Genomic DNA, 23,464 nt, shown 5'->3' with positions numbered 1-23,464 from the left:
CTGAATGATTCAGCAGTCTTGTCTTGTTTTATTAAGAAAGTGCGTCTGTTAATGCAGGTACGACTTGTTTCTTTCTTGATACAACACCTTTTAGTAAAGCTGTGTTGTTTTCAAGCGTAACGTTAAATGCTTTTTCTACTTTTGCTGCTTCTGCACCGAGTGCAAGAGCAAGGGAGTCATTTTCTAAAATGTCTGTGATGACTAAAACAAATAGATCAAGACCTTTTGCTGCAATGACTTCATTGATTTTCGCTTCAATGTCAGCCTGTCTTGCTGTCACTTCAGCAATATCTACTGTATTGACTTGCGCAATTTCCACTTTGCTTTTGCCTAGTGCGAATTCTTTTGCATCAAGTGTAATTAATTCTTGAACTGTTTTTTGGCTTAGATCAGCGCCTGCTTTCAGCATGTCTAGGCCATAAACTTCTGGATCTACCCCTGCAATTTTTGCAAGCTCATGCGCAGCATCAATATCTTGCTGTGTGCATGTTGGTGATTTGAATAGTAAGGAATCAGAAATGATCGCAGATAAAAGCAAACCAGCGATTTCCTTTTCAATCGTCACTTGGTTTTCTTTATACATTTTGTTTAAGATCGTTGCTGTACAGCCTACAGGCTCAGCACGATAGTAAAGAGGTTCACTTGTTTCAAAGTTGGCAATACGGTGATGGTCAATGACCTCAGTTACTTGTACTTGATCAATGTCGCTTACACTTTGCTGGAATTCGTTGTGATCAACAAGAATGACTTGCTTTGTTTCATTTGCAGCCGTTTCAATGAAACGAGGTGCTTCTTGTTTAAAGAAATCTAATGCGTATTGTGTTTCTCCATTGATTTCTCCAAGTCTGACGGCTTCTGCCTGAACGCCGATTTTGTTTTTCAGATCAGCGTAAGCAATAGCAGAACAAATCGTGTCTGTGTCAGGATTTTTGTGTCCGAATACGAGTGTTTTTCCCATGTGAATTCTCCTTCTTACTTTTATTGATGATGTTTCTATTCTAACAGCTTTTGACCTTGAATTCAGGGTTTATAGCTAAGAATTATCTTAAAAATTGTAACATGCTGTTTGAAAACTTGCATGTGCGATTCCATATCGGTGTTCCACGTGAAACGCTCCCAGAATAGCCTGCATTTTACTTGAGATTTGCCGCTATGGTAAAATAAAGGTTGGGGCAAGACATGATGGAGCTGACATCATACGTATACATAGAAGTACACATTGAGCAAGATATAGACAAAAGGATTGGATAGAGGTGAAGGTGTGAAACAAACAAAAGCGTTAGTAGAGGGCGCAATCATGATGAGTATTTTCTCGGTCATGATGCTGTTTTATTTGTATGTGCCGCTATTATCCATTATTTTCTTTCTAGCTGCTCCGATTCCGATCATCCTCTATACAATCAGACACGGCTTGAAAAAAGGAATTGCTGCTGGCGCTATTGGCATAGTGATCAGCTTTTTAATTGGGTCTATGGCTGGACTCATGAGTGCACCAATATTGATTGCCGCCGGATTAGGCATGGGTGCTTTCTACAGCAGAAGGCAGCCTGGGAATGCCATCATTACAGGTGCGCTGATTTATTTATTCAGTTTTCTCATCTCATTTGTTGTCAGTGTTCAGCTCTTTCAAATCGATATCATGAATATGGCGAAAGAGTCGATTGAGCAAATGATGCCGATGGTAGAGAGTGTTTTAAAGCAATCCGGGGCTTCTGAAAAGGACATAGCCAAACAGCTCAAACAGTTTAAAGAGATGCAGGATATGGCATTAAGTGCTTTACCTGTAGCGCTTTTGATCGCTGTTACTTTGATGGCTTTTGTGAATCATTGGTTCGTGCGGCCTTTGCTCAAACGGTTTGTTTCAGACATGCCGGTTTTGAAGAAATTTAAGGATATGCGGCTGCCAAAAAGCATGGTATGGTATTATTTACTCACATTGCTTTTGATGCTGATTCAGACGGAAAAAGGCAGCTTTTTATGGCTCGTTCAAACGAGTGCGTTTCAAATTTTATTTATACTGGTGCTTATTCAGGGATTTTCTTTTCTCTTCTATTATTGCCACGAAAAAAACATCTCAAAAGCGGTACCCATTTTCGCTGTCGTGTTAACGGTTTTCTTTCCGCCGATCGGTGTGATTGTGCGAATTATAGGGATTGCTGACATAGGCTTTGATTTAAGAGAAAAAGTAAAAAACAAATAATTCACTCTGAATGTTGAGGAGTTGATATCAGTGCCAAGCTTCTATAGAAAACCTGTCATCAAGTATCCGATCATCGCGTTAATTGTCCTTGCGGTGGTCACAGTCCTCCTCAACCTTTATTTTAATTGGATCATAGGAGCGGTTGGTCTTTTCGTCCTTGCAGGTGTGCTCTACTTCTTAAAGTGGGCAGATACGCAAGTGCAGAAAGAGATTGATTCATATATTTCAACATTATCCTATCGAGTCAAAAAGGTTGGAGAAGAAGCATTAATGGAGATGCCAATTGGTATTATGCTGTTTAATGACCAGTATTATATCGAATGGACGAATCCATTTCTCGCTTCGTGCTTTCATGAAAGCACACTTGTCGGCAGATCCTTGTACGATACATTCGAGTCCATTGTGCCTCTTATTAAACAAGAGGTCGAGACCGAAAATGTAACGCTGAATGACCGGAAATTCAAAGTCATTATTAAGCGATCAGAGCGCCTTTTATATTTCTTTGATGTCACGGAACAGGTGCAGATTGAACGACAGTACGAAAATGAACGAACGGTTTTATCTTATATCTTTTTAGACAACTACGACGATGTCACGCAGGGCCTTGATGATCAAGTGCGCAGCGCGATTAATAGTGAAGTGACGTCTCTGCTCAACAATTGGGCACAAGAATACGGAATTTTTCTGAAGAGAATTTCGTCTGAACGATTTATGGCGGTTCTAAATGAGAGCATTTTAGCTGAGCTTGAAGCGTCGAAATTCTCTATTTTAGACGAGGTCCGTGAGAAAACAGGGGCACATAGTGCGACGCTTACTTTGAGTATCGGGATTGGTGCGTCCGTTCCTTCTTTGAAAGAGCTTGGGGCACTAGCGCAGTCGAGTCTTGACCTTGCCCTCGGACGAGGCGGGGATCAGGTCGCCATTAAACAGCCGAATGGAAAAGTGAAGTTCTACGGTGGAAAAACGAACCCAATGGAGAAACGGACACGCGTACGCGCACGGGTCATTTCTCATGCTTTAAAAGAAATTGTATCTGAAAGCGGTAATGTCATGATCATGGGTCATAAGTTCCCAGACATGGACTCAATCGGTGCTTCCATCGGGATTTTAAAGGTCGCCCAGGCCAATGGAAAAGAAGGCTATATAGTCATTGATGCCAACCAGATTGGCGACAGTGTTCAACGCTTAATTAGTGAAATTAAAAATTATGAAGAGCTTTGGTCACGTTTTATCACGCCAGAGGAAGCAATGGAGCTTGCAAAGGATGACACATTGCTTGTCGTCGTGGATACACATAAACCGTCTCTCGTCATGGAGGAACGGCTGTTGAATAAGATTGAAAACGTCGTGGTCATTGACCATCATAGACGAGGCGAGGAATTTATCCGTGATCCTTTACTTGTTTATATGGAGCCGTATGCTTCATCTACAGCAGAGCTTGTGACAGAGCTCTTAGAGTATCAGCCGAAGAAATTGCGGATTAACATGATTGAGGCAACTGCGCTTCTTGCTGGGATCATCGTGGATACGAAGAGTTTCTCTCTGAGAACGGGATCAAGAACGTTCGATGCAGCATCTTACCTTCGTGCAAAGGGAGCAGATCCTGTCCTTGTGCAAAAGTTTTTAAAAGAAACAGTCGATCATTACATCAAACGGGCAAAACTCATTCAGCATACAGAGCTGTATCAAAATCAGGTGGCTATTGCTTCATTACCGTCTGACAGGTCGGAGTATTATGATCAAATTACGATTGCCCAGACGGCTGATTCCTTGTTGTCAATGAGTGAGGTAGAAGCGTCATTTGCTGTCGCTAGACGAGATGACGATACGGTATGCATTAGTGCCAGATCATTAGGGGATATCAACGTTCAAATTATTATGGAAGCACTAGACGGCGGCGGTCATTTGACTAACGCTGCTACCCAGATTTATGGTATAACCATTGAAGAAGCGGTAGGGAAGTTAAAGGCTGCCATAGACGAATATTTCGAAGGAGGGGTTCAAAGATGAAAGTCATCTTTCTAAAAGACGTAAAAGGCAAAGGGAAAAAAGGCGAAGTCAAGAATGTAGCTGACGGATACGCTCACAACTTTCTCATCAAACAAGGGTTAGCTGTTGAAGCAACTCCAACGAACCTAAGTGCATTGGAAGGGCAGAAAAACAAAGAGAAAAAGAATGCCATCCAAGAGCTTGAACAAGCAAAACAATTAAAAGAAACACTTGAGGCGTTAACAGTGGAACTCACTGCAAAATCAGGTGAAGGCGGCCGTTTGTTTGGATCCATTACAAGCAAACAAATCGCTGATAAATTGCAAAAAGATCATCAAATTAAACTCGATAAGCGCAAAATCGAGCTGAATGATGCCATCCGTGCATTAGGTTACACAAATGTACCGGTAAAGCTTCATCCAGAGGTACAAGCAACGTTAAAGGTACATGTGACAGAGCAGGCATAAGCAGAAAAGAACCCGTCTCACGAGGAGGCGGGTTCTTTTTTATGAAGGATCTGAAATATAGACGCTGCGTCCGGCACGCATACCGGATAAAAACATGAAAAATAGGATGATGATAAAGATGATAATTGCTGGTGTCCATGTATGTGTGAAATCAAAAAGGATACCGATCATGAATGGACCAACAGCGGCTAATAAATAACCGAGTGACTGCGCCATTCCAGAGAGGGCAGCTGCTTGTTCCATATGTCTTGTCCGCAATCCAATGAAGGTGAGCGCTAGACTGATACTAGCACCTTGTCCAATGCCGATCAATAGGACAGAGATGACAAGAATAGGTGTCGATCCTCCGAGAAGAAGTCCAATCATGCCTAGTAAATACACAAGGACAAGGCCGGCGACAAGCGGTCTTTGCGTTTTTAATTTTTCTGCAAGAACGGGTGTTAAGAAGGTGGATGGCAGACCAGCGAACTGCATAATGGACAGCATCCATCCAGCTGTCGCCAGATTCATTCCATGTGATGTTAAAATATCAGGAAACCAAGCGATGCTGCTATAGAAAAGGAATGATTGCAAGCCCATAAAAAAGGTCACTTGCCATGCGACACGTGAGCGCCATATTGGCTGCTCTGTAAGAGAAATGGTTTTGACGGCCGCTGTATTCTGATGAAGAAGCTGCGGCGCCCAAACCATCATGGCGAGAAGGGCAAGTCCAGCCCATACAAGGAATGATGTATTCCAGCCGCCAGGCATCGTATGACTAAGCGGAACACTGACACCTGATGCAAGTGCAGCGAAGACGGACATTGAAGTCGTGTATACACTTGTCATCAAACCTGCATGTGCAGGAAATTTATGCTTCACAAGCCCCGGTAAGAGCACATTACAAATCGCAATTCCGACGCCGACTAGCGCCGTTCCAATCATTAAGAAGGTGATGGTGCCAAACGAGCGAATCACAATCCCAAACAGAAGGACAGCAAGTCCAAGCCAGAGGGTTCGTTCATTGCCAAGGCGTTTTCCGATTTTAGGTGCAATTGGAGAAAGCAATGCGAATGAAAGCAGTGGTAATGTCGTAAGAAAACCTGCCAGTCCATTTGAAAGCTGTAAATCGGAACGAATCGCGCCGATAACAGGGCCAACGGACGTAATGGCAGGCCGCAGATTAAATGCAATGAGCAAAATCCCAGCAATCAGCAGGATGGTTTGTCCTGTACTGCGAGGATGTAATGTTGATTTTTCTAGTTGTTGTTCCATGAATGTAAACTCCTTTATGTCTTTAAGAAGAACGATCTTTCTTCTGTTCAAGCTCCGCTAATTTAGCTAATAAGATATGCTGCGGCATATGCATAATTTGTTCTAACGGTACATTGAGTGATGCAGCAAGCTTTTGTGCGGTATCGGCTGAGATTTGTAAAGGTCTCATGCGCAAATCCCTCCTCTTTCAATCTATACGTTCCAATATATCATATCGGCTTTGTGTCATGCTGATAAAAAATTAGCATTCTCTTTTATAAAACCACTTTAGAGCCGATAAGAAATTTTTTTGAAATTGTTTCAGATGATGGCCTTCTCCTTGTTCAATGTGATAGTGCAGCTGCCATTCCTGCATCCCTTTCTGTAATAAAAGATCATGCAGTTGTTTGGTGAATAACGGCATATGCTGTTGAACAGATGTTTTGCCTTTCCCTTCTTCACTGCCTACCGACAAATAGACAAGGTGATCCAGACACTGAATGTTTTGTTGTTTAGCAAATGGTAGAAAATCTTCATACCAAAATGATCCTGAGATTGATGCGATGTTTTTAAAAAGATCAGGGTGCATGAATAAAGTATAAATAGCAAATAACCCGCCTAATGAAGCACCTACGTGGCTATGTTCATGACAGGTCTCTTGAACTGGATATTCTCTTTTGATATATGGGAGCAAGTCATTCGCTAAAAATGACACATACGTCTGTGCCTCGCCTTTAAAGTCAGGAAACCCAGAACGCAGTGATGCTGCCTTCCATGGTGTATATTCATCGAGTCGATTGAAGGGGTGTATGCCGACAATGATGATTGGCGAGATGGTTTTGGTTTCGATCATTCTTTCGATCTCTAGCAGGTGTGTTCTAAACAAAGAAGAGCCATCTTGTACAAAGACAGCTGGAACATTAATAGAAGTGTCCGGTGGTAGGTAAATATCAAGCTGACGCCCGTTAAACTCGTCATATAGAAACGTTCCGTTCATGTGTCATCTCTCCTCCAAGTTTTCAAGCTCCGCTGAAAAGAAGACAAAGGGCTAAAAATAAAGATCATTTTAGCCCTTTGTCATTCGTCACATCTTTTTTAGTTGTTTTGATCTAACCATTTGACGGCCTTATCAAGGAAGGTTGTTTTGCTTAGTGCTGTTCCTCCTTGAAGCATAGGATCAACGGCATTTTCATTGATGTGCCCATTTTTCACAGCTTTTAGGCTTGTCCAAATTTTATTTTTCTCTAAGTCCTTCAATGCGTTCGGATTCGATGAGTTTTCCTCTTTAGAGAACTGAACAAAAATATAGTCAGGATTGAGTTCTCCTAGGCGCTCCAATGAAATCAATGCCTGCGCTTTGGCTTTTTTGATATCACTTGGTGCTGTAAAACCTAAGTCTCCATATAAGGTAGAGTTGAAGTATACGTCTTCAGGGTACACGTACAAGTCGCCCTGTCTAATGCGTAAAATGACAGCTGTTTTGTTGCTGCTTTTGTCTTTCAAAGTTTCTTTTGCTTGTTTAAGATCTTTCTGATAATCAGAGATGATGGTTTTGGCTTCTTTACTTTTTCCAGTCAGTTCGCCGAGTAATAAAAGATTGCTTTCCCAGTCGGAAGAGACATGTGATACTGGGATCGTCGTTTGGACTTTATCTAGTTTTTTAATTGTTGCAGGCGGGAACTTGGTTGATCCGAGTATCACGTCTGGTTTTAGTTTTAGGATTTTTTCAAGGTTCGGTTCTGTTTTTTCCCCGATGCCTTCAGTCTTTGATGTGATGTCTTTAAATAATTCAGGGAAAGTGCCGCCTACAGTAGAAGCACCAATAGGCTCGATACCAAGTAATTTTGCATCTTCCATTGATTCTAGGCTTCCAGCAATGACGATTCGTTTCACTGGTGTTTTGAGTTTGTACGTTTGTTCTAAGTATTTGATGTTTGTTTCAGCTGCTTCAGCTGACTTGCCTTTGGTTGTGTTTGAAGCAGGTTTATTTTCTGCAGCACCACAGGCTGCTGCGATGATCGTCATGATACAAAGGATAAGCAATGCGAACCATTTTTTCATTTGTTTTCTCCTTTAACTGATAATTGTTCTCAATTAAAGATTGTAGTAGTCTTTCGTCCTTTTATCCATAGACAATGATCTGTCAAATGATGGACTTTTTACGGAAAAAAAGATAAAAGGTCCTGAATGACTCGTTGATGACTGGCTGCTGTGTATTCACGCCAAGGGTCAGACGTAAGTGGATAGACTGCTTGCTGCGTCACAGCCTTGAGATTTTGCCAATCCTCCTGCTGCTTTAATTTTTGATAAAAAGCAATGGTTTTTGGCTCCTTATGCAGGAAAAGGAAGATGGTGTCTGGATCTAGCTGTTGTATAGAGCGAATGCTGATTTTTTTTTCTATTAGCTGGCCGTCATTCTGAAAAGCTGGCTGAAGACCAATGTCTTGAAAAATCACTTCTGACATGGTGCGATTCACAGACAAATAGAGTTGATCTTGAAAGATACGAAGGGGCAGGATAGTTTTTGGTGGATGATCAAAAAGGCATGCCTTTTTCGCTTGAATGACGAGTTCCTCGTAATGAATCAGCCATTCTTCTGCTTCCTTCGCTTCGTTTAAGAACATAGCTGTCTGTCTGAATTGAGTGCGCCAATCCAATTGTGTGAATGGAACAAAGTGAACAGGACAGATGGTTTTTAACACTTGTTTTTCTTCCTCTGTCACATGATCATTGGCAATGATCAGCTCAGGTTTTGTTTCCTTTAATAGCTGTAAATTGGCTTCAGCGTGCTCGTTGATCCGATGTGCACTCAGGTGAATCGGAATTTCTTCTGCATAATGCTCAAAATCATGTGCTGTCCATTTAGGGTGGAGAGGGGCAGCATATGGGATGATATGAATGGGTGTGAGCTGGCCGAGTATGGAATGGCCATAGGCTGCAATTTTCCGCTGCCGGCTTTTCATATAAGTAGAAGGGGTCATGCCCGTTTTTTTCTTAAAGATGCGGCTGAAGTAATACGGATCTTGATAGCCGATTTCAAGTGCAATGTCTTTGAGTTTTGCGCTGCCTTTTGCCATTAATTGTTTCGCTCTAGCCATCCTTTTCTTGGTGATATAATCAGTGACACTCACATCAAAATGCTTTTTAAATAGCTCACTGTAATGATTAGAGCTGATGCCAGCCATATGAGATAGACTTGTCAGGCTGAGGGGTTCTTCGGAATGTTGATCGATATATTGTTTTGTTTTGAAAAGGGCATGTGCCGTGTCACAAATATCTTCTTTATGCAGTGTGAAAAGCTGCATAATGAGCTGCTGAAAAAGAGTTTGGCTTCTAAAAAAGCTAATGGGTTCAGGTCTTTGCCATTCCTCTGTCATATCGGACAGTAAAGAATGAATTTGTTCAATCGAACTAATATCGATAAATTGCCATTTATTCAGTAAAGAACGGGCATGTTCCGTTGATACTTCTCCTATGTTTTGATCTTGCAGCGTGTAGAGCTGAAAGCGAAACAGATAGAGCTCGTGTTTTTGATAAGGCTCTGTTTTCAACATAAATGTTTCCCCAGGCATGATCGTATAGAGTGTCAGATGTTTCAATCGCCATTTTTGATCGTTCAATGTGAGTAAACCGCTGCCGCTTATGCTGAAGAGGAGGCAGAATGTATCTGATAGCTGCTGCTCTGTATGTGGAAGCTCTGCATTATTTATTTTTTCAGTATATGTTAATCGATAGATGAATTGTTCGGCATTTGCCAATGTACGTAATTGATTGTTGTTTCCCATAAAACCACCTGATCTCTTATTGATTGATAAACATTCTCAATTAAATTGTAGCAGAAAGAGCTGAAAGATGGTGATGTTTATTCTGTCAAAAAAGCACCCTGAGTGAGATCAGGGTGCGATGATTTATTCCGTTTTTCCATGTGCTAGTGCAGGTTCTTTTGTTAAGCTTAATGGCCGCAAGTCCTGCCAGTGTGTCTGGATATAATCGATGCAGGCATTTCTAGTGTCTTCACCAAAGACTTTTTCCCATCTATCTGGCACTGGTGCAAATGATGGCCAAAGTGAATGCTGTCCTTGTTCATTGACAAGCACAAGAAATACACCGTCTTCACGATCAAAGGGATTTGTCATTTGTCATCTCTCCTTTATTCTTAGTGCTTTTGTTTGACCCGATGCAGTGCGTTGTCTAAGATGACACCAATTTCTGCTAGGGGTTTAGGCTGGCACATGTCTTTGTGCCGGCAATGAATGTCGTGTTGTTCGATTGTTCCGTTGATATAAGGTGCCCATGCTTCGGGATCAATTGGTGTAAACCAATCTGGGATAATGGTAGATCTAAAGAATAATATGTCTCCCTGATAAGTTTTTGGCTGATATTCTCCGAGCAATCGAACTGAATTCACATAGGTTTCTTTTAGATTTCTAATGGCATCTTCACTTAAGCTTGCTAGTGCACTGCCATCTTTTTTCAAAATGTCGATGGCACTTTTCATCGTGAGCGGTTCACCTGTTAAGGTATCTGGATCATAACCGCCGAGCGCAAGAAGAGCGATTAGTGCTTCTTCTTCATCAGGTGCTTCTTTAATCGGTAAGAAATGGTTTGGATAGGCATCCAGCATCGCAACAAGTGCGATTTCTTCACCTTGCTGCTGGAGCTGTGTAGCCATTGCTTGTACAACGTTTCCACCTAATGACCAGCCAAGAAGATGATAAGGACCTTTTGGCTGAATTGTTTGGATGTGCTTGATGTAATCCGCAGCCATATCATCTAGTGTGTGCGGGTAGTCATCTTTTCTTGCGATTCCTCGTGCCTGTAATCCATAAATAGGGATGTCTTTCTCTAATGTATTCAAGAGACCGGCATAGCACCAGCTAAGACCACCTGCTGGGTGAACACAGAAGAGTGGATATCTTTCTCCATTTGTTCGCAGCGGCAGCAAGATGTCTAGTGCGTTTTCATCGCTTCCTGTTTCTAGTTTCTCTGCCAAACTTGCCACATTTGGTGCTTCAAACAATGTTCCGATACTTAGTTTGACACCAAGTGCATCCCGAATGCGGCTGATTAAACGAACTGCAAGCAGTGAATGCCCACCAATGTCAAAAAAGCGATCGTCTATGCTGATTTTAGGCAAATCAAGCACCTCTTCAAAGAGATGACATAGGATTTCCTCTTTCGGATTTCTTGGGCCGCGCCCATCCGCTTGCTGTAAATGCAATTGAGGGGCCGGCAGTGATTTTTGATCAAGCTTCCCGTTTGCTGTAAGCGGCATGGCGTCAATCTGTACATATGCTGCGGGCACCATGTAATCAGGAAGACTGGCTGCTGCAAAATGACGAAGGGCTTCAGTATCGAAATAGTCTTCTTCCGTTGTGACGATATATGCAACTAAGCGCTTGTCGCCAGGCTGATCCTCTCGCACCATGACGGCCACTTGTGCAACTGCATCATGACGTGCCAGAACGGCTTCGATTTCTCCAAGTTCAATACGGAATCCGCGTATTTTAATTTGATGATCAGCTCTGCCAATGTAATCAAGCGCCCCTTCTTCTGTCCAGCGCGCAAGGTCGCCGGTACGATACATCCTTGTGCCAGGTGCTCCATATGGATCGGCAGGGAATCGATCTGATGTCAGGTCAGGTCTGCCTAGATAACCTCTTGCAAGGCCAGCTCCAGCTACATACATTTCACCTGTTGTCCCAGGGGGAACAGGCTGCAGGTATTCATCAAGTACGTAAACGTGTAAATCAGGAATCGGTTCACCTATTAAACTGCTGGAGTTCTTTGTGATTATGTCTCGATTGAGTTCATTGTACGTAACGTGTACGGTGGTTTCTGTAATGCCGTACATGTTAATTAGCTTTGGCTTACAGTCTGAGTGACGGCTGTACCAATCTTCTAATCTGCTAAGCTCTAATGCTTCACCGCCAAAGATGACATAGCGGAGTGATAATGCTTGGCCTAGTGTTTGTTGTTCCTTGTCTATCTGCATGAGCTGATAGAAGGCAGAAGGTGTTTGATTAAGCACAGTCACACCTTCCTCGACTAGAAGCTGCAGCATCTCTTCAGGAGAGCGAGAGATGGTATGAGGTACAATGACAAGCCTGCCGCCATATAAAAGTGGTCCCCATATTTCCCATACTGAAAAATCAAAGGCATATGAATGGAACATTGTCCAAACATCCTCTTCATCAAAATGGAACCAATGTTCAGTAGATGTCAGAAGACGGATGACATTTTGATGTGGGATGACCACTCCTTTTGGTTTCCCTGTAGAACCGGATGTATAAATAATATAGGCCGGATGCAGAGAAGATAGCGGTTCAATTCTGTCTATATCAGCCGGATTATGATTTGGCATAGTCAGCAATTGATCGCTCGTTTCTTTTTCGTCTAACAAAATCAAATCGCAATCAGCAGGGAGATGCACTGCATCTGTTTTTGTTGTGATGCTGCAAACTGGTTTGGCATCTTGTATCATGTATGCCAGCCTGTCTACTGGATAGTCAGGATCAAGCGGAACATAGGCTGCGCCTGCTTTATGAACGGCTAATAAGCTTACGAGCATGTCGATTGATCTAGGCAGGGCAAGTGCAACGAACTGTTCTGGTCCAACGCCTCTTTGTATTAATAAATGAGCAAGACGATTGGCTTTGTAGTTTAACTCACCATAGGTAAGCTGCTTATTGCCATACGTTACAGCCACTCGATCAGGATATTTCTGTGCCGTTTTTTCAAATAAGGCTGGGAGACTATGTGCTTGATCTAACTGAGCGAATGTCTTTTTATTAGGGAGAAATGTTTGACGTTCTTTATCTGATAAAATATTCACTTGGCCAATCGGCACGTGTGGGCGCTCAGTCACTTCAGTTAAAAAGCGCTTCATTCTGTCAGCGATTGCTCGAATGGTGCTTTCTTTAAATACATCTGTACTGAATTCAAACAAACCTGTTAATCCTGCTGCTGATCCAGTGTCAGTTCTTTGTTCAGTCAATTCGATGGTCAGATCAAATTTAGCTGACCCTACTGGTTTCACGTAAAGGTCTGAATCAAGCTGTGTCAGCTTCATTTCTGCCTTCGGTGTATTTTGGAAGGCAAGCATGACTTGGAACAATGGATTTCGTGATCTGGATCGGGTAGGATTTAGGATTTCGACTAGCCGTTCAAATGGCAGATCCTGATGCTCATAGGCTGCTAAGTCAACGTCTCGCACTCGCTTCAATAGCTCACTAAAGGTTGGATTACCATCTGTATTGGTACGTAATACTAGTGTGTTCACAAACAAGCCCACAATATCGTCAAGTGCATCGTCATTGCGTCCAGCAATCGGACTGCCGATTGGGATATCTGTCCCTGCTCCAAGGCGTGTCATTAATGCTGCAAGTGATGCTTGAAGCACCATGAACAAACTCACTTGATGCTGCTTGGCAAGCTCAAGGAGGTTCTGATGTAAAGCGGGTTCAATCGTAAAGTCTATCGTCGCACCGTTGAAGCTTCCTTCCTGTGGACGCGGGAAGTCATAGGGAAGTTCAAGTTCTTCAGGCAAGTCATGTAAGGCACCTTTCCAATAGCTGAGCTGCTTGGCAAATAGACTATCCGTCTCTTCTTCACTACCCAACAGCTTCTGCTGCCAAATAGCATAGTCAGCATATTGAACAGGTTCTGCTGGCAAGGAGATGGATTTTCCTTGTATACGGGCTTCGTAAGCAGCAGCTAAGTCTCGCGTCAATGGTGCAAGTGACCAGCCATCACCAGCGATATGATGCAGCAATAGAAGCAGGACGGATCGGTTTGCATCAAGCGTGAATAACTCTGCTCGCAGTGCAGGTTCTTCTTCAATTTTAAAGCTATAGCGAATGGCTTCGTTTAACTGACTCTCAATTTGTTGATCGGTTGAAGCTGTGACATGGAGTTCAGGCTGAACACTTTTCGGATGTAAAATGACCTGTCTTGGCATGCCGTTCTTATCTGGAAAAATGGTTCTAAGGGTTTCATGTTTTTCAGTGATATCTGCCAGAGCACCAATTAGAGCTGTTTGATCTAGTGTACCTGTCAGTTGAATGACAAGTGGAATATTGTAAGTTGGACTTGGCCCTTCAAGGCAATGAAGGAACCAGAGCCGTTTTTGGGCAAAGGATAATGGAATTTCATCTGGCTTGTCTTCAACCTGAAGCGGCGGCCGAATGTCCTTCGCTTTGTCAATATGCTGCGCAAGATCAGCAACCCGAGGCGATTCAAAAATGGTACTCATGCTTAGGTCTGCGCCAAGTGTATCGCGTATACGTCTAAGCAGGCGAGCGGCGAGTAAGGAATGTCCTCCTAAGTCAAAGAAACTATCATCTATGCCAATTTGAGATACTCCAAGGGTTTCTGCAAATAAACTACATAACATGTCTTCTTGTGGTGTTCTAGGTGTCCGCTCAGAACTAACTAAAGACATATTTGGTATTGGTAATGCTTTGCGATCGATTTTGCCGTTTGGCGTAAGTGGAAGTTCTGGCAAAACGACAACAGCAGAAGGTACCATGTAATCAGGAAGTAATGAAGCCACAAACTGTCTGAGCTCTGAAGGGTGTAGAGAAGAGCCATCTGTCAGCACAACATATGCACAAAGCAGCTGCTGCCCAGGTTGATCTTCACGAACGATAACAGATGTATGCTTAATGGCTTGGTGCTGCATCATCACGGTTTCGATTTCACCTAGTTCAATACGGAAGCCGCGGATTTTAATTTGATGATCGGCACGGCTGATATAATCAATCGAACCATCTTCACGCCATCTGGCTAAATCACCAGTACGATACATTCTCGTGCCGCTTGTGCCGAATGGATCAGCAACAAAACGTTCAGCCGTTAAATCATATCGTCCAAGATATCCTCTAGATACTCCTTCACCAGCAATATAAAGTTCACCGATTGACCCTGCTGGGACTGGGTTTAGTCCTTCATCTAAAATATAAACGCTCGTATTCCAAATGGGTTTACCGATTGCCGGCCCGCTATTCTCTCGATGTGCTGTGACATTTTCCATCGTAGACCAGATCGTCGTTTCTGTAGGTCCGTACAAATTAGTAATGTCGCATTGAAGAGATTGCAAGGTATGCAAAAGGGAGGCAGGGAGTGCTTCTCCTCCAACAAGAACTCGCATACCTGTAATCACGTCAGGATATTCATCTGCCAATGCATGCCACAGCGTTGGTGTTGCCTGCATGATGGTGACATGATGAGAACGAATCATGTCTGAAAGCTTTGCTGGTTCTTGTATGGTTTCTTTTTTTGCCAATAAAATAGCAGCCCCATGTAAAAGCGGGAGGAACATTTCCAGCCCGGAAATATCAAAGGCAATGGTTGTTACGGCTAATAGCTGGTCTTCTTGATCTAATAAAAACGAATCTTGCATGGACAATATAAAGTTGATCACATTTCGCTTTGTTACAACAACACCCTTTGGTTTGCCTGTCGATCCTGACGTGTAGAGGATATAAGCCGGGTGATGCGGAGAACCCTCGCTCCAGGTCGGATTGAGATGAGAACTGCCTGCTATCTCCTGATGAACAGCTGCATCATCCAGTTGAACAATGTGCGGATGGTCCAAACCGTCTGCTGTCTCTTTGACTGTGAGCAAACACGCCGGTTTGGCATCTTCTAGCATATAGGCGACTCGATCGTTAGGGTAATCAGGGTCTAATGGCAGATATGCAGCTCCCGTTTTGACGACGGCTAATAGACTTACGACCATATCGATGGATCGAGGCAGAGCAATGGCGACAAATTGTTCTGGTCCAATACCATGTTTTTTCAAATAATGAGCTAATTGATTAGCCCGCTGATTTAGCTCTTCGTAAGTCAAAGTGATTCCTTCAAACTGTAGTGCTTTTGCTTGTGGCGTTTTGCTCACCTGTTTTTCAAATAGTTCCCGTAAAGATTCCTTTGGTAATTCTCGTTTTGTATCATTCCAGTGCTTGAGAATGGTCTCTTTTTCTTCAGACAAAAGAAGGTTGAATTGACTGATCGTCTGATCTTGCTCTAGTCCGGTTATTTCTTCCAGCAATTGAAGGAAACGCTGCTGATGAGCGTCAACTGCTTGCTCTTTGTAAACGGCAGGATTTGCATCAAAGTCGATTTGAAATCCGTTCCCATCCGCGCGGTCGTATATGTTGATCGATATATCATCCACGGGCCCTGCTGAGAGGTTATGTGCTTGACCAATGCTCTGATCGAACATGAGATCATAATCAAATGGCATGATATTGATCTGCGGGCCAAATAATCGCTGATTTCTTCCGATAAGTTTAAAGTCTCTCCGCATGTCCTCGTGACGATATCGTTGATGAGGACGAATGGCTTTTAGCTCATCAGATACTTGGCGAACAAGTGCTGAGAGCGTCATTTCTGGTTTACATGTTAAACGAAGCGGTACTAGGTTCATGACCATTCCGGGTGTTTGTAAGGCGCACGATCCAAGGCGCATCATCACAGGTAATCCTAAAACAATATCATGTGCACCAGTCATACGATGCACATATAAAGCGGATGCAGCAAGGATCATTTCATGCCACGTACCACCGAAGGCTGGAGCATTTTTTTTCATTTTGCTTACCTTTGCGGCATCGTAGCTAACCGTTTTTCGGATAAAATGATCCGACGTTCTTGGGGCAAGCTCAGCAAGGCTGACAATTTCAGGTTGATCAGCAAAGCGATTTTTCCAAAACGCTTGATCATCTTCATATCGATTGGACTGTTGATAGGTGAGCTCCTCTTGGACTACGTCATGTAAGGATCCAAATGTTTGAGGAGGCACAGGTGTCCTTTTCGATAGAGCGGAATAGACCTCAGCAACACGACGCGCAATGAGCGAAAAGGCAAATCCATCAATGGCAATGTGATGAATGCGCTGATACCAGATAAATCGATCGTCAGCAAGTTGAAAAAGTACTTCACGGAATAATACATCTTTCTCTAAAGAGACTGGCGTTGAAAGATCTGCCTTCATCCATGCTTTAGCCGCATCAAGCGGCTGTTTTTCATTTTGTAAATTGATCAATTGGAATGGAATCTCGTTCTTAGATGAGAACCATTGCTTTGGACCGTCAGTATCCTCAACGAATCGCATATACAAAGAATCTGCTTCTAAGACAGTTTTTCTAATGGCTGCTTCAAAGTGTATGGGGTCAATAGGACCTTTAATATCTATATACTCAGCTGTATTGAAAATAGGATTAGATGGATCAAGCTGCTGCGCATACCAAATGCCTGATTGGGCACCGGTTAGTGGAAATGAATCGACTGACTGGATCGACAAGGGTCTATACCTCCTTTACAAGTAATCGATATTTGGAATAGATGGCTGTTTGTCTGGGAAAAGAAGAGTCCGCCAATGAGCGAGTGTTGGATTTGCTGCAAGCTCAACGAAATTGACTGTCGCTCCTTGCTGTCTCCACTTTTCTGCTAGGCTCATCATTCTAATAGAATCAAGTCCAAGGTAGACGAGATTCTCGTCAAGCGGTATTTCATTCGGCGCCATTTGGAGATACTCAGCTACTTGCTGAAGAATAGCCTCAAAGGATAGCTCATCACTTTCTTCTTCCTGTCCTGTTAAACGACCAATGATTTGATTTGTTGTTGTGGTGACCGCACAGCGTTCAGCTGCATAGGTCATGGCCATTTTGTGATGTTTCAATGAAAAGTCAGCGACGGCATCGGCGACAAAGAAGGTTTCAATATCGAGCATGAATGCTTCTGCGGCTGTCAGCATACAGCCAATATGTGCATATACGCCAGTAATGATCAGTTGATCACGCCCGCCTTCTTGAAGAATATCCAAAAAATTAGATTTCTTAAATGCGCTATAACGCCATTTTGTCAGCAATGTATCTGCCTCAGATGGAGCAAGCTGATCAATGATTTTTGTCAATGCTTCATCATCACCAAGTCCAGGTCCCCAAAAATCTGTTAATAGGGCACGATCCTTCGGGTCTTGGTCACCAGGCTGAGCTGTATAGACGACTGGAATGCCAAGTTCATTGCATGTGTCACGTAATTGTTCAATATGCTGAACTAACTCTGTGATCGGTGATGTATCTTGTTGAAATGCATTTAAAAAATATTGCTGCATGTCATGTATCAGCAGAACAGCACGTTTCGGATCTGGGATCCAGTTCACTTTATTTTCGGGTAAATCTTGTGTGCTTGGCATTGGATATGCAGGAATAGTAGGGATTGCCATGGTTTTCACTCCTCTTTTTTATACGTTGGCAGTATGGGTTGCAGCTAGTTCTCTTAATGCTTTTTTACTGACTTTGCCTACACCTGTTTGTGGGAACGCATCGATCCATTCAATGCGGTCAGGAATTTTATAGGCTGCGAGCCCGCGTTCTCTTAGAAATGATTTTAAGACGTGCGGTGCTGGTTTGTTGTCTCCTTTTGCAATGACAAAGGCACATGAGCGTTCGCCAAGAAATGGATCCGGCATGGATACCATGGCGGCATCATGAATGTCAGCATGCGCAAGTAAATGGTTTTCAACTTCTTCAGCGGCAACCTTTTCACCGCCACGATTGATTTGATCCTTGTCTCTGCCTTCTACAACAACATTTCCTTCTTTGGTTAATCGCACGATGTCACCTGTTCTGTAAAAGCCATCGGGTGTAAATGCTTTTTTGTTTTGTTCATCGGCTTTATAGTAGCCACGAATCGTATAAGGTCCTCTTGTTAAAAGATGTCCAGCCACTTCATGCGGGACGGGCTTGTCCTCATCATCTACCACTAGTACCTCATCATATTCAGACATCGGGCGTCCTTGTGTATGAATAATGACATGTTCAGGATCATCTAATCTGGTATAGTTGACCAGACCTTCTGCCATACCAAAAACTTGCTGTAACTTACATCCAAGGGCAGGCATCACTCGTTTTGCTGCCTCAGCACTGAATTTAGCACCGCCGACTTGTAAGACTTCAAGACTCGATAAGTCATCTGATCGATGAGGAGCGGCCTCTAGCCAAATCAATGCGATAGGTGGAACGACAGCGGTAATAGTCGCCCGTTCTTTTTCAATGAGTGGAAAGACGACATCAGGGCTTGATCCAGGTGCAAGAACGACTCTTCCGCCTGCGTATAACGTCCCAAGGACTCCGGGCGAGCTTAATGGATAGTTGTGTGCAACTGGAAGTGTAGCTAGATACACACTTTCTTGTGTGAGCTCGCACACCTCATTGCTTTTCCAAAGACTATAAATATAGTCATCATGCGTGCGAGGAATAAGCTTAGAAAGGCCTGTGCTGCCTCCAGATAACTGAAGAAATGCAATATCGCTTGCCTCTACATGAATTTGGGGATCAAGTGCTGGGTCCTTGCGCAGATCATCTAAGCCAAGGAATTCCTCAGCTTCCCCTGCAACAATGACATGAGGTAATGAGGGAAGCTTTTCTTTCACTTGACGTGCGAGTGTTCGATAATCAAAGCCGCCATCGATATCTGGTATGACATATGCGTCTGCTTCGGCAAACTCAATAAAATAAGTGATTTCACTGCTTCTATGAGATGGCAGAGAGAAGACGGGTAAAGCACCGATTCGAAATAAAGCGAAAATGACCTCAAAAAAAGCAGGAATGTTAGGAAGCTGCACGACAACTCGACTTCCTTTTTGAATGCCAAGCTGATGAAAACCGGCGGCAAGACTGCTGACGCGCTCATCAAGTTCTTGGTAGCTCATATGCGTATCAGCGTATGTAATCGCTGTTTTATTTCCTAACGATGCGGCGCGTGCACGAAGCATACCGCCAAAGGTTTCCCCACGCCAACAGCCGTTTTCACGGTAGCGTTTTGCAAATTCTTCTGGCCATGTAGGTGGTTGAACAAACATGTTTTTGTCATCTCCTAAGAATTTTTATAGCTGATGGATGCCCATCGCATGAAGCATTGTGTTGAATTTTGCAGATGTTTCAGCTAGCTCTTCTTCTGCCTTTGACCCTTTGACCACTCCTGCACCAGCAAAAAGGCGAAGGGAGTGACCCTCAGCTTCTGCACAACGAATGGTGACAATCCAATCACCATCACCATTTTCATCTGCCCAGCCGATCATTCCTGTGAAAAATCCTCGATCGAAGGGTTCGATTGCCTGAATGGCTTCACGTGCATCTGCTGTAGGTGTTCCGCATACTGCAGGTGTTGGATGAAGGCTCAGCGCTATATCAATTGAGGACACATTTGGATCTGCTAATTCACCTTTTACGACAGTAGATAAATGCCACATCGTTTCTGTTTGTATGACGGATGGTGATGCAGGCACATCTAATGTGTGACAGTAAGGAGTAAGCGCTTTAGTGACAGCTTCGACAACCACTGCGTGCTCGTGTAAATCCTTCGCTGAAGTAAGAAGTTCATCGCGGCGGCGCTGGTCTTCTACTGGATCTGAACTGCGCGGCCGAGAACCAGCGAGTGGATTGGAAATCACAGATGAACCAGTTTTTGAAAGTAGCAGCTCAGGGCTTGCCCCAAGAAGTGTGCGCTTTTGGGAAGCCTTCGGGTCAGCTATATTTGCAGCAAACGTATAGCCAGTCGTATTATGGCGAGCCAGTCGTTCGAGTATTGCTTTCGTATGAATTTCTTGATTTGCTTTGAGATGGAGAGATCGAGAGAGTACGATTTTGCTAAGCTCTCCGTTCTCAATTTTAGCTAATCCTTCGTTCACACCTTCCATGTAGACATCTGGGGCAGGGACAGGTGTCACCTCATAGGATGGCGATACCACTTCTGACTCCTCATCACCTTGTTGAAATTCGAGTGGATCACTAAACTGTACATGGACTGGAACATTTAAACGAACGGGCTGCACCGGATCAAACGGGACAGCACCAGCCACAATCGGTGCTTGAATACCAGCTTGTTTGGCAGCGTCAAATACATGCGCTACCTTTGTGGATAGTTCATTTAGTTGATTGGTTTCAATATGCTGGAATATCCCTTCGGCAAGTATCGTGCGTTTAGGGGAAGCAAGGAAAAAAGCGCCTGGCTGATAGTCTTGAAGCAACTGTACTTTTTCTTCTGACGACAATAATGAATGTTTCATGAAAAGGCCTCCTTTTGAATGAAATGCTAGATTCCGAGTGTTGCGCCACCATCAATCGTGAGATTCTGCATCGTAATATGACTGGATTGCTCAGATGCAAAGAAAATGACTGCATCAGCGATGTTTTGAGGATCAGCGATTTTTTGTAAAGGAATACCGGTTTTATACGTCTCTAATGAGCCTTTAATCACCTGATCTTCTCCTTGTTCATCAGCCCATAAAGCCCATTGCATAGGTGTTGCGGTAGAGCCGGGAGAGACGACGTTGCATCTGATCCCGTAGGCTGCCAGCTCTAATCCAAGTGTTTTTGTAAAGGAAGTAGCTGCTGCTTTTGAAGCGGCATAGGCAGCCATATTCATTCTAGGAATGGCACCTGCGTTAGAGCTGACAGTCACAATGACCCCTTCTGATCTTTTCATCATGTATTTGGAGACAGCTTGAGATACGTAAAAGACACCGTGTGTGTTGACTGAGAAAGTTTGTTGCCAGTCATCTGCACTAAGCTGGTCAATAGAACTGATTCGAAGAATGCCTGCTACATTGACCAGTAAATAAATGGGTCCAAGCTGCTTTTCAATTTGATCGACAATGTGCTGAACAGAAGCTTGATCGGTGATGTCCCCTGGATAGGCAAAGGCACGTATGCCATCATCATTCATTTGCCTGACGGTGCTTTGCAGCTGCTTTTCATTTGCGTCAACTGCTGCAATAATCGCACCTTCCTCGGCTAGTCTTTTAGCGACTGCTTGTCCAATACCTTGTCCTGCGCCTGTAATAAGGGCAATTTTTTGAGATAGACCACTATGTTTCATGTGTTCACTGCCTTTCCTTCATGTCTGTGGTTGTGAAAGGATCATCATGATAGAGTGCAAAACGAAAAGCGTAATTCATTAGCACTGGTAAAACGGACGTATGTCCTTCTTCAGGGAACTCGTGATAGGTCGTATGCAAGCCATATGAAGATAAAGGCAGCATCCGATTTGCTAGTGCATGTGCATGATCATTCATTTGACATGGATGATGTTTTTCTAATTCACCTACACCTACAAGCAGCCTGGCATCCATAGACAGCTGACGTATACGGCTAGTGAATTGGTATTCTTTTTCTAGAAATAATTTTTTGTTCCAGTGGATAGAAGGACTGCCTGCAATATATGTCTGATAAGCATCAGGGTGCTCAAATAGTGTGTTTAATACAAAAAGACCACCAAGAGAATGCCCAAACAGTGTTTGACGACTCTGGTTGATCGGAAAGCGCTGCTCGATATAAGGCTTTACAATCTTTTCTAAAAAAGAAAAGAACGCAGAGGCGCCGCCATATGTATGGTTGGAGAAGTCCTGTCTTTTGCCACCAATGGAAGCATCAGGGCCGGTTAGAGTGAGATCATAATGCCTGAGCGGATGATAGGGTGCTTCTGTCTGATAGCCAATTCCAACGATGATGGCAGGTACGACACCTGTTTTTTCAGGTCTTCTCGACTGTAAACGAAGTGCTTCGACCATTGTGCCAAAAAGTGAATTCCCATCAAGCACGTACATGACTGGAAAACCAGCCGCTGGAGGAGTAGTATTCGGTTTAAATATAAAAAGTCTGTATGGGTGTGCTGTGATATCCAGTTGCTCCGTCCCCGGTATAAAAAAAGGCCGGCTTTCTCCGAAAAGTGAATCCTCAGTACCCATTCCTTCAGGGCGTTTGGACATGTGTAAAAATCCCCTTCCTCAAAATGACTCTCATACGATGATAAAAGCAGGCTTGCGGATATAGGATGAGTGTAGTAATAGAATTGAAATGAAAATGATTCTCAATTATCACGCAAGCAAATCAAATGATAATGGTTATCAATTATGAAGTCAAATGTTCATTAAGTCGTGTAGTTGATCATTTAATCTAAATATTATGAAAATAAAGGACTAAATAACTACCAAATGAATGGAAATAGGGAATGCCGGACTGAGTCATTTAAAAAGAGGAGAAATGCCAAAAGACCTTGACCGTCTCGGGATATTTACCATTTTCTTCTGTTTGATTCAGGAATATATATAGGTTTTTCTTCTTGAAATCATTTTGAGGAAAAATAAGTCTATAGACCTTCTTGTATTTTTAGGAAAAAAGAGGAGAATTTTTCGAAAAGCTGGTGATCATATCTCACAACTTATTCAATATTATACGTAAATTCATATACAATTTTCTAAGGAAGACAAGATCGAAGGGAATGTGGGCAGAATGAAAACTTCATTAGGAAAGCTGAGGCTAAAACTGCATGAAAATCAGCTCAAACTGACAAATACATTTACAGTGGAAGAATATCATGAAATGAAACAGTCATTACATGAAATACGGATGTCATTTGCGGCCTATGAACAATGGGATTTATACCAGCGGGCCACCGATATGATCACCATCCTCCTCTTTCAACACGCCCTCAAGCAAAAACCCCAATAATTTCTTATGAAAGGACGGTGCTGTTTTAAGAGTGGCAAAAGATCATATAGCATCAAAAA

The 23,464-nt window shown here is 43.1% G+C and carries 17 protein-coding genes; 4 read left to right on the top strand and 13 right to left on the bottom strand.

What is annotated here, in order from left to right; all coding sequences use genetic code 11:
• Positions 1-31: 31 nt before the first annotated feature.
• Positions 32-958, bottom strand: coding sequence for a manganese-dependent inorganic pyrophosphatase (locus NSQ72_RS19090; protein ID WP_024424048.1), 927 nt, complete (start codon positions 956-958; stop codon positions 32-34).
• 303 nt (positions 959-1,261) lie between these two features.
• Here NSQ72_RS19090 and NSQ72_RS19085 point away from each other — a divergent pair, with 303 nt between their 5' ends.
• From NSQ72_RS19085 to rplI, 3 genes are read left to right on the top strand one after another with little or no spacing between them, the layout of a single operon-like run.
• Positions 1,262-2,200 carry a YybS family protein gene (locus tag NSQ72_RS19085; protein ID WP_268501862.1) on the top strand — a complete coding sequence of 313 codons (939 nt, stop codon included), beginning with the start codon at positions 1,262-1,264 and terminating at the stop codon, positions 2,198-2,200.
• Positions 2,201-2,230: 30 nt separating this feature from the next.
• On the top strand, positions 2,231-4,210 hold the full coding sequence (locus tag NSQ72_RS19080; RefSeq protein WP_039182890.1) for a DHH family phosphoesterase: 1,980 nt from the start codon (positions 2,231-2,233) through the stop codon (positions 4,208-4,210).
• Positions 4,207-4,656, top strand: a complete 450-nt coding sequence (gene rplI / locus NSQ72_RS19075) for a 50S ribosomal protein L9 (protein WP_008359128.1) — start codon at positions 4,207-4,209, stop codon at positions 4,654-4,656. Before NSQ72_RS19080 ends, rplI begins: the two co-directional genes overlap by 4 nt.
• A gap of 39 nt (positions 4,657-4,695) precedes the next feature.
• Here rplI and NSQ72_RS19070 read toward each other — a convergent pair whose 3' ends face one another.
• The 12 genes from NSQ72_RS19070 to NSQ72_RS19015 form a co-directional block, all read right to left on the bottom strand.
• Positions 4,696-5,910 (bottom strand): CynX/NimT family MFS transporter, encoded by a 1,215-nt coding sequence (locus tag NSQ72_RS19070; RefSeq protein ID WP_268465189.1) that lies wholly within the window; start codon positions 5,908-5,910, stop codon positions 4,696-4,698.
• 22 nt (positions 5,911-5,932) lie between these two features.
• A complete protein-coding gene (locus NSQ72_RS19065) occupies positions 5,933-6,079 on the bottom strand; it encodes a YycC family protein (RefSeq protein WP_064498621.1) in 147 nt (48 codons plus the stop codon).
• Positions 6,080-6,151: 72 nt separating this feature from the next.
• Positions 6,152-6,886, bottom strand: a complete 735-nt coding sequence (locus tag NSQ72_RS19060; RefSeq protein ID WP_341084989.1) for an alpha/beta hydrolase — start codon at positions 6,884-6,886, stop codon at positions 6,152-6,154.
• A 98-nt stretch (positions 6,887-6,984) separates the two neighbouring features.
• Positions 6,985-7,950, bottom strand: a complete 966-nt coding sequence (locus NSQ72_RS19055; protein WP_341084986.1) for an iron-hydroxamate ABC transporter substrate-binding protein — start codon at positions 7,948-7,950, stop codon at positions 6,985-6,987.
• 98 nt (positions 7,951-8,048) lie between these two features.
• Positions 8,049-9,674, bottom strand: a complete 1,626-nt coding sequence (locus NSQ72_RS19050) for an AraC family transcriptional regulator (RefSeq protein WP_341084984.1) — start codon at positions 9,672-9,674, stop codon at positions 8,049-8,051.
• 123 nt (positions 9,675-9,797) lie between these two features.
• Positions 9,798-10,025 (bottom strand): MbtH family protein, encoded by a 228-nt coding sequence (locus NSQ72_RS19045; RefSeq protein ID WP_341084982.1) that lies wholly within the window; start codon positions 10,023-10,025, stop codon positions 9,798-9,800.
• Between the two features lie 20 nt (positions 10,026-10,045).
• Entirely contained in the window at positions 10,046-17,194 is a 7,149-nt protein-coding gene (locus NSQ72_RS19040) for an amino acid adenylation domain-containing protein (protein WP_341084981.1), read from the bottom strand.
• A gap of 15 nt (positions 17,195-17,209) precedes the next feature.
• Positions 17,210-18,118 carry an isochorismatase family protein gene (locus NSQ72_RS19035; RefSeq protein WP_341084980.1) on the bottom strand — a complete coding sequence of 303 codons (909 nt, stop codon included), beginning with the start codon at positions 18,116-18,118 and terminating at the stop codon, positions 17,210-17,212.
• Between the two features lie 18 nt (positions 18,119-18,136).
• The gene (locus tag NSQ72_RS19030; RefSeq protein WP_228280010.1) at positions 18,137-19,756 is read right to left on the bottom strand and encodes a (2,3-dihydroxybenzoyl)adenylate synthase; all 1,620 of its coding nucleotides are present in this window, start codon (positions 19,754-19,756) and stop codon (positions 18,137-18,139) included.
• 24 nt (positions 19,757-19,780) lie between these two features.
• Positions 19,781-20,962 (bottom strand): isochorismate synthase DhbC, encoded by a 1,182-nt coding sequence (gene dhbC / locus NSQ72_RS19025; protein WP_341084979.1) that lies wholly within the window; start codon positions 20,960-20,962, stop codon positions 19,781-19,783.
• Between the two features lie 26 nt (positions 20,963-20,988).
• Positions 20,989-21,774, bottom strand: a complete 786-nt coding sequence (locus NSQ72_RS19020) for a 2,3-dihydro-2,3-dihydroxybenzoate dehydrogenase (RefSeq protein ID WP_126682578.1) — start codon at positions 21,772-21,774, stop codon at positions 20,989-20,991.
• Positions 21,775-21,778: 4 nt separating this feature from the next.
• Positions 21,779-22,663: an alpha/beta hydrolase gene (locus NSQ72_RS19015; RefSeq protein WP_341084978.1), complete on the bottom strand. Its 885-nt coding sequence runs from the start codon at positions 22,661-22,663 to the stop codon at positions 21,779-21,781.
• Positions 22,664-23,186: 523 nt separating this feature from the next.
• Here NSQ72_RS19015 and NSQ72_RS19010 point away from each other — a divergent pair.
• Positions 23,187-23,405: a hypothetical protein gene (locus NSQ72_RS19010; protein ID WP_059376728.1), complete on the top strand. Its 219-nt coding sequence runs from the start codon at positions 23,187-23,189 to the stop codon at positions 23,403-23,405.
• The last annotated feature ends 59 nt before the right edge of the window (positions 23,406-23,464 follow it).

The organism is Bacillus sp. FSL R5-0659 (assembly GCF_038008785.1).
Classification (GTDB): Bacteria; Bacillota; Bacilli; order Bacillales; family Bacillaceae; genus Bacillus; species Bacillus safensis.
This window is presented reverse-complemented; position numbering and strand designations above follow the sequence as displayed.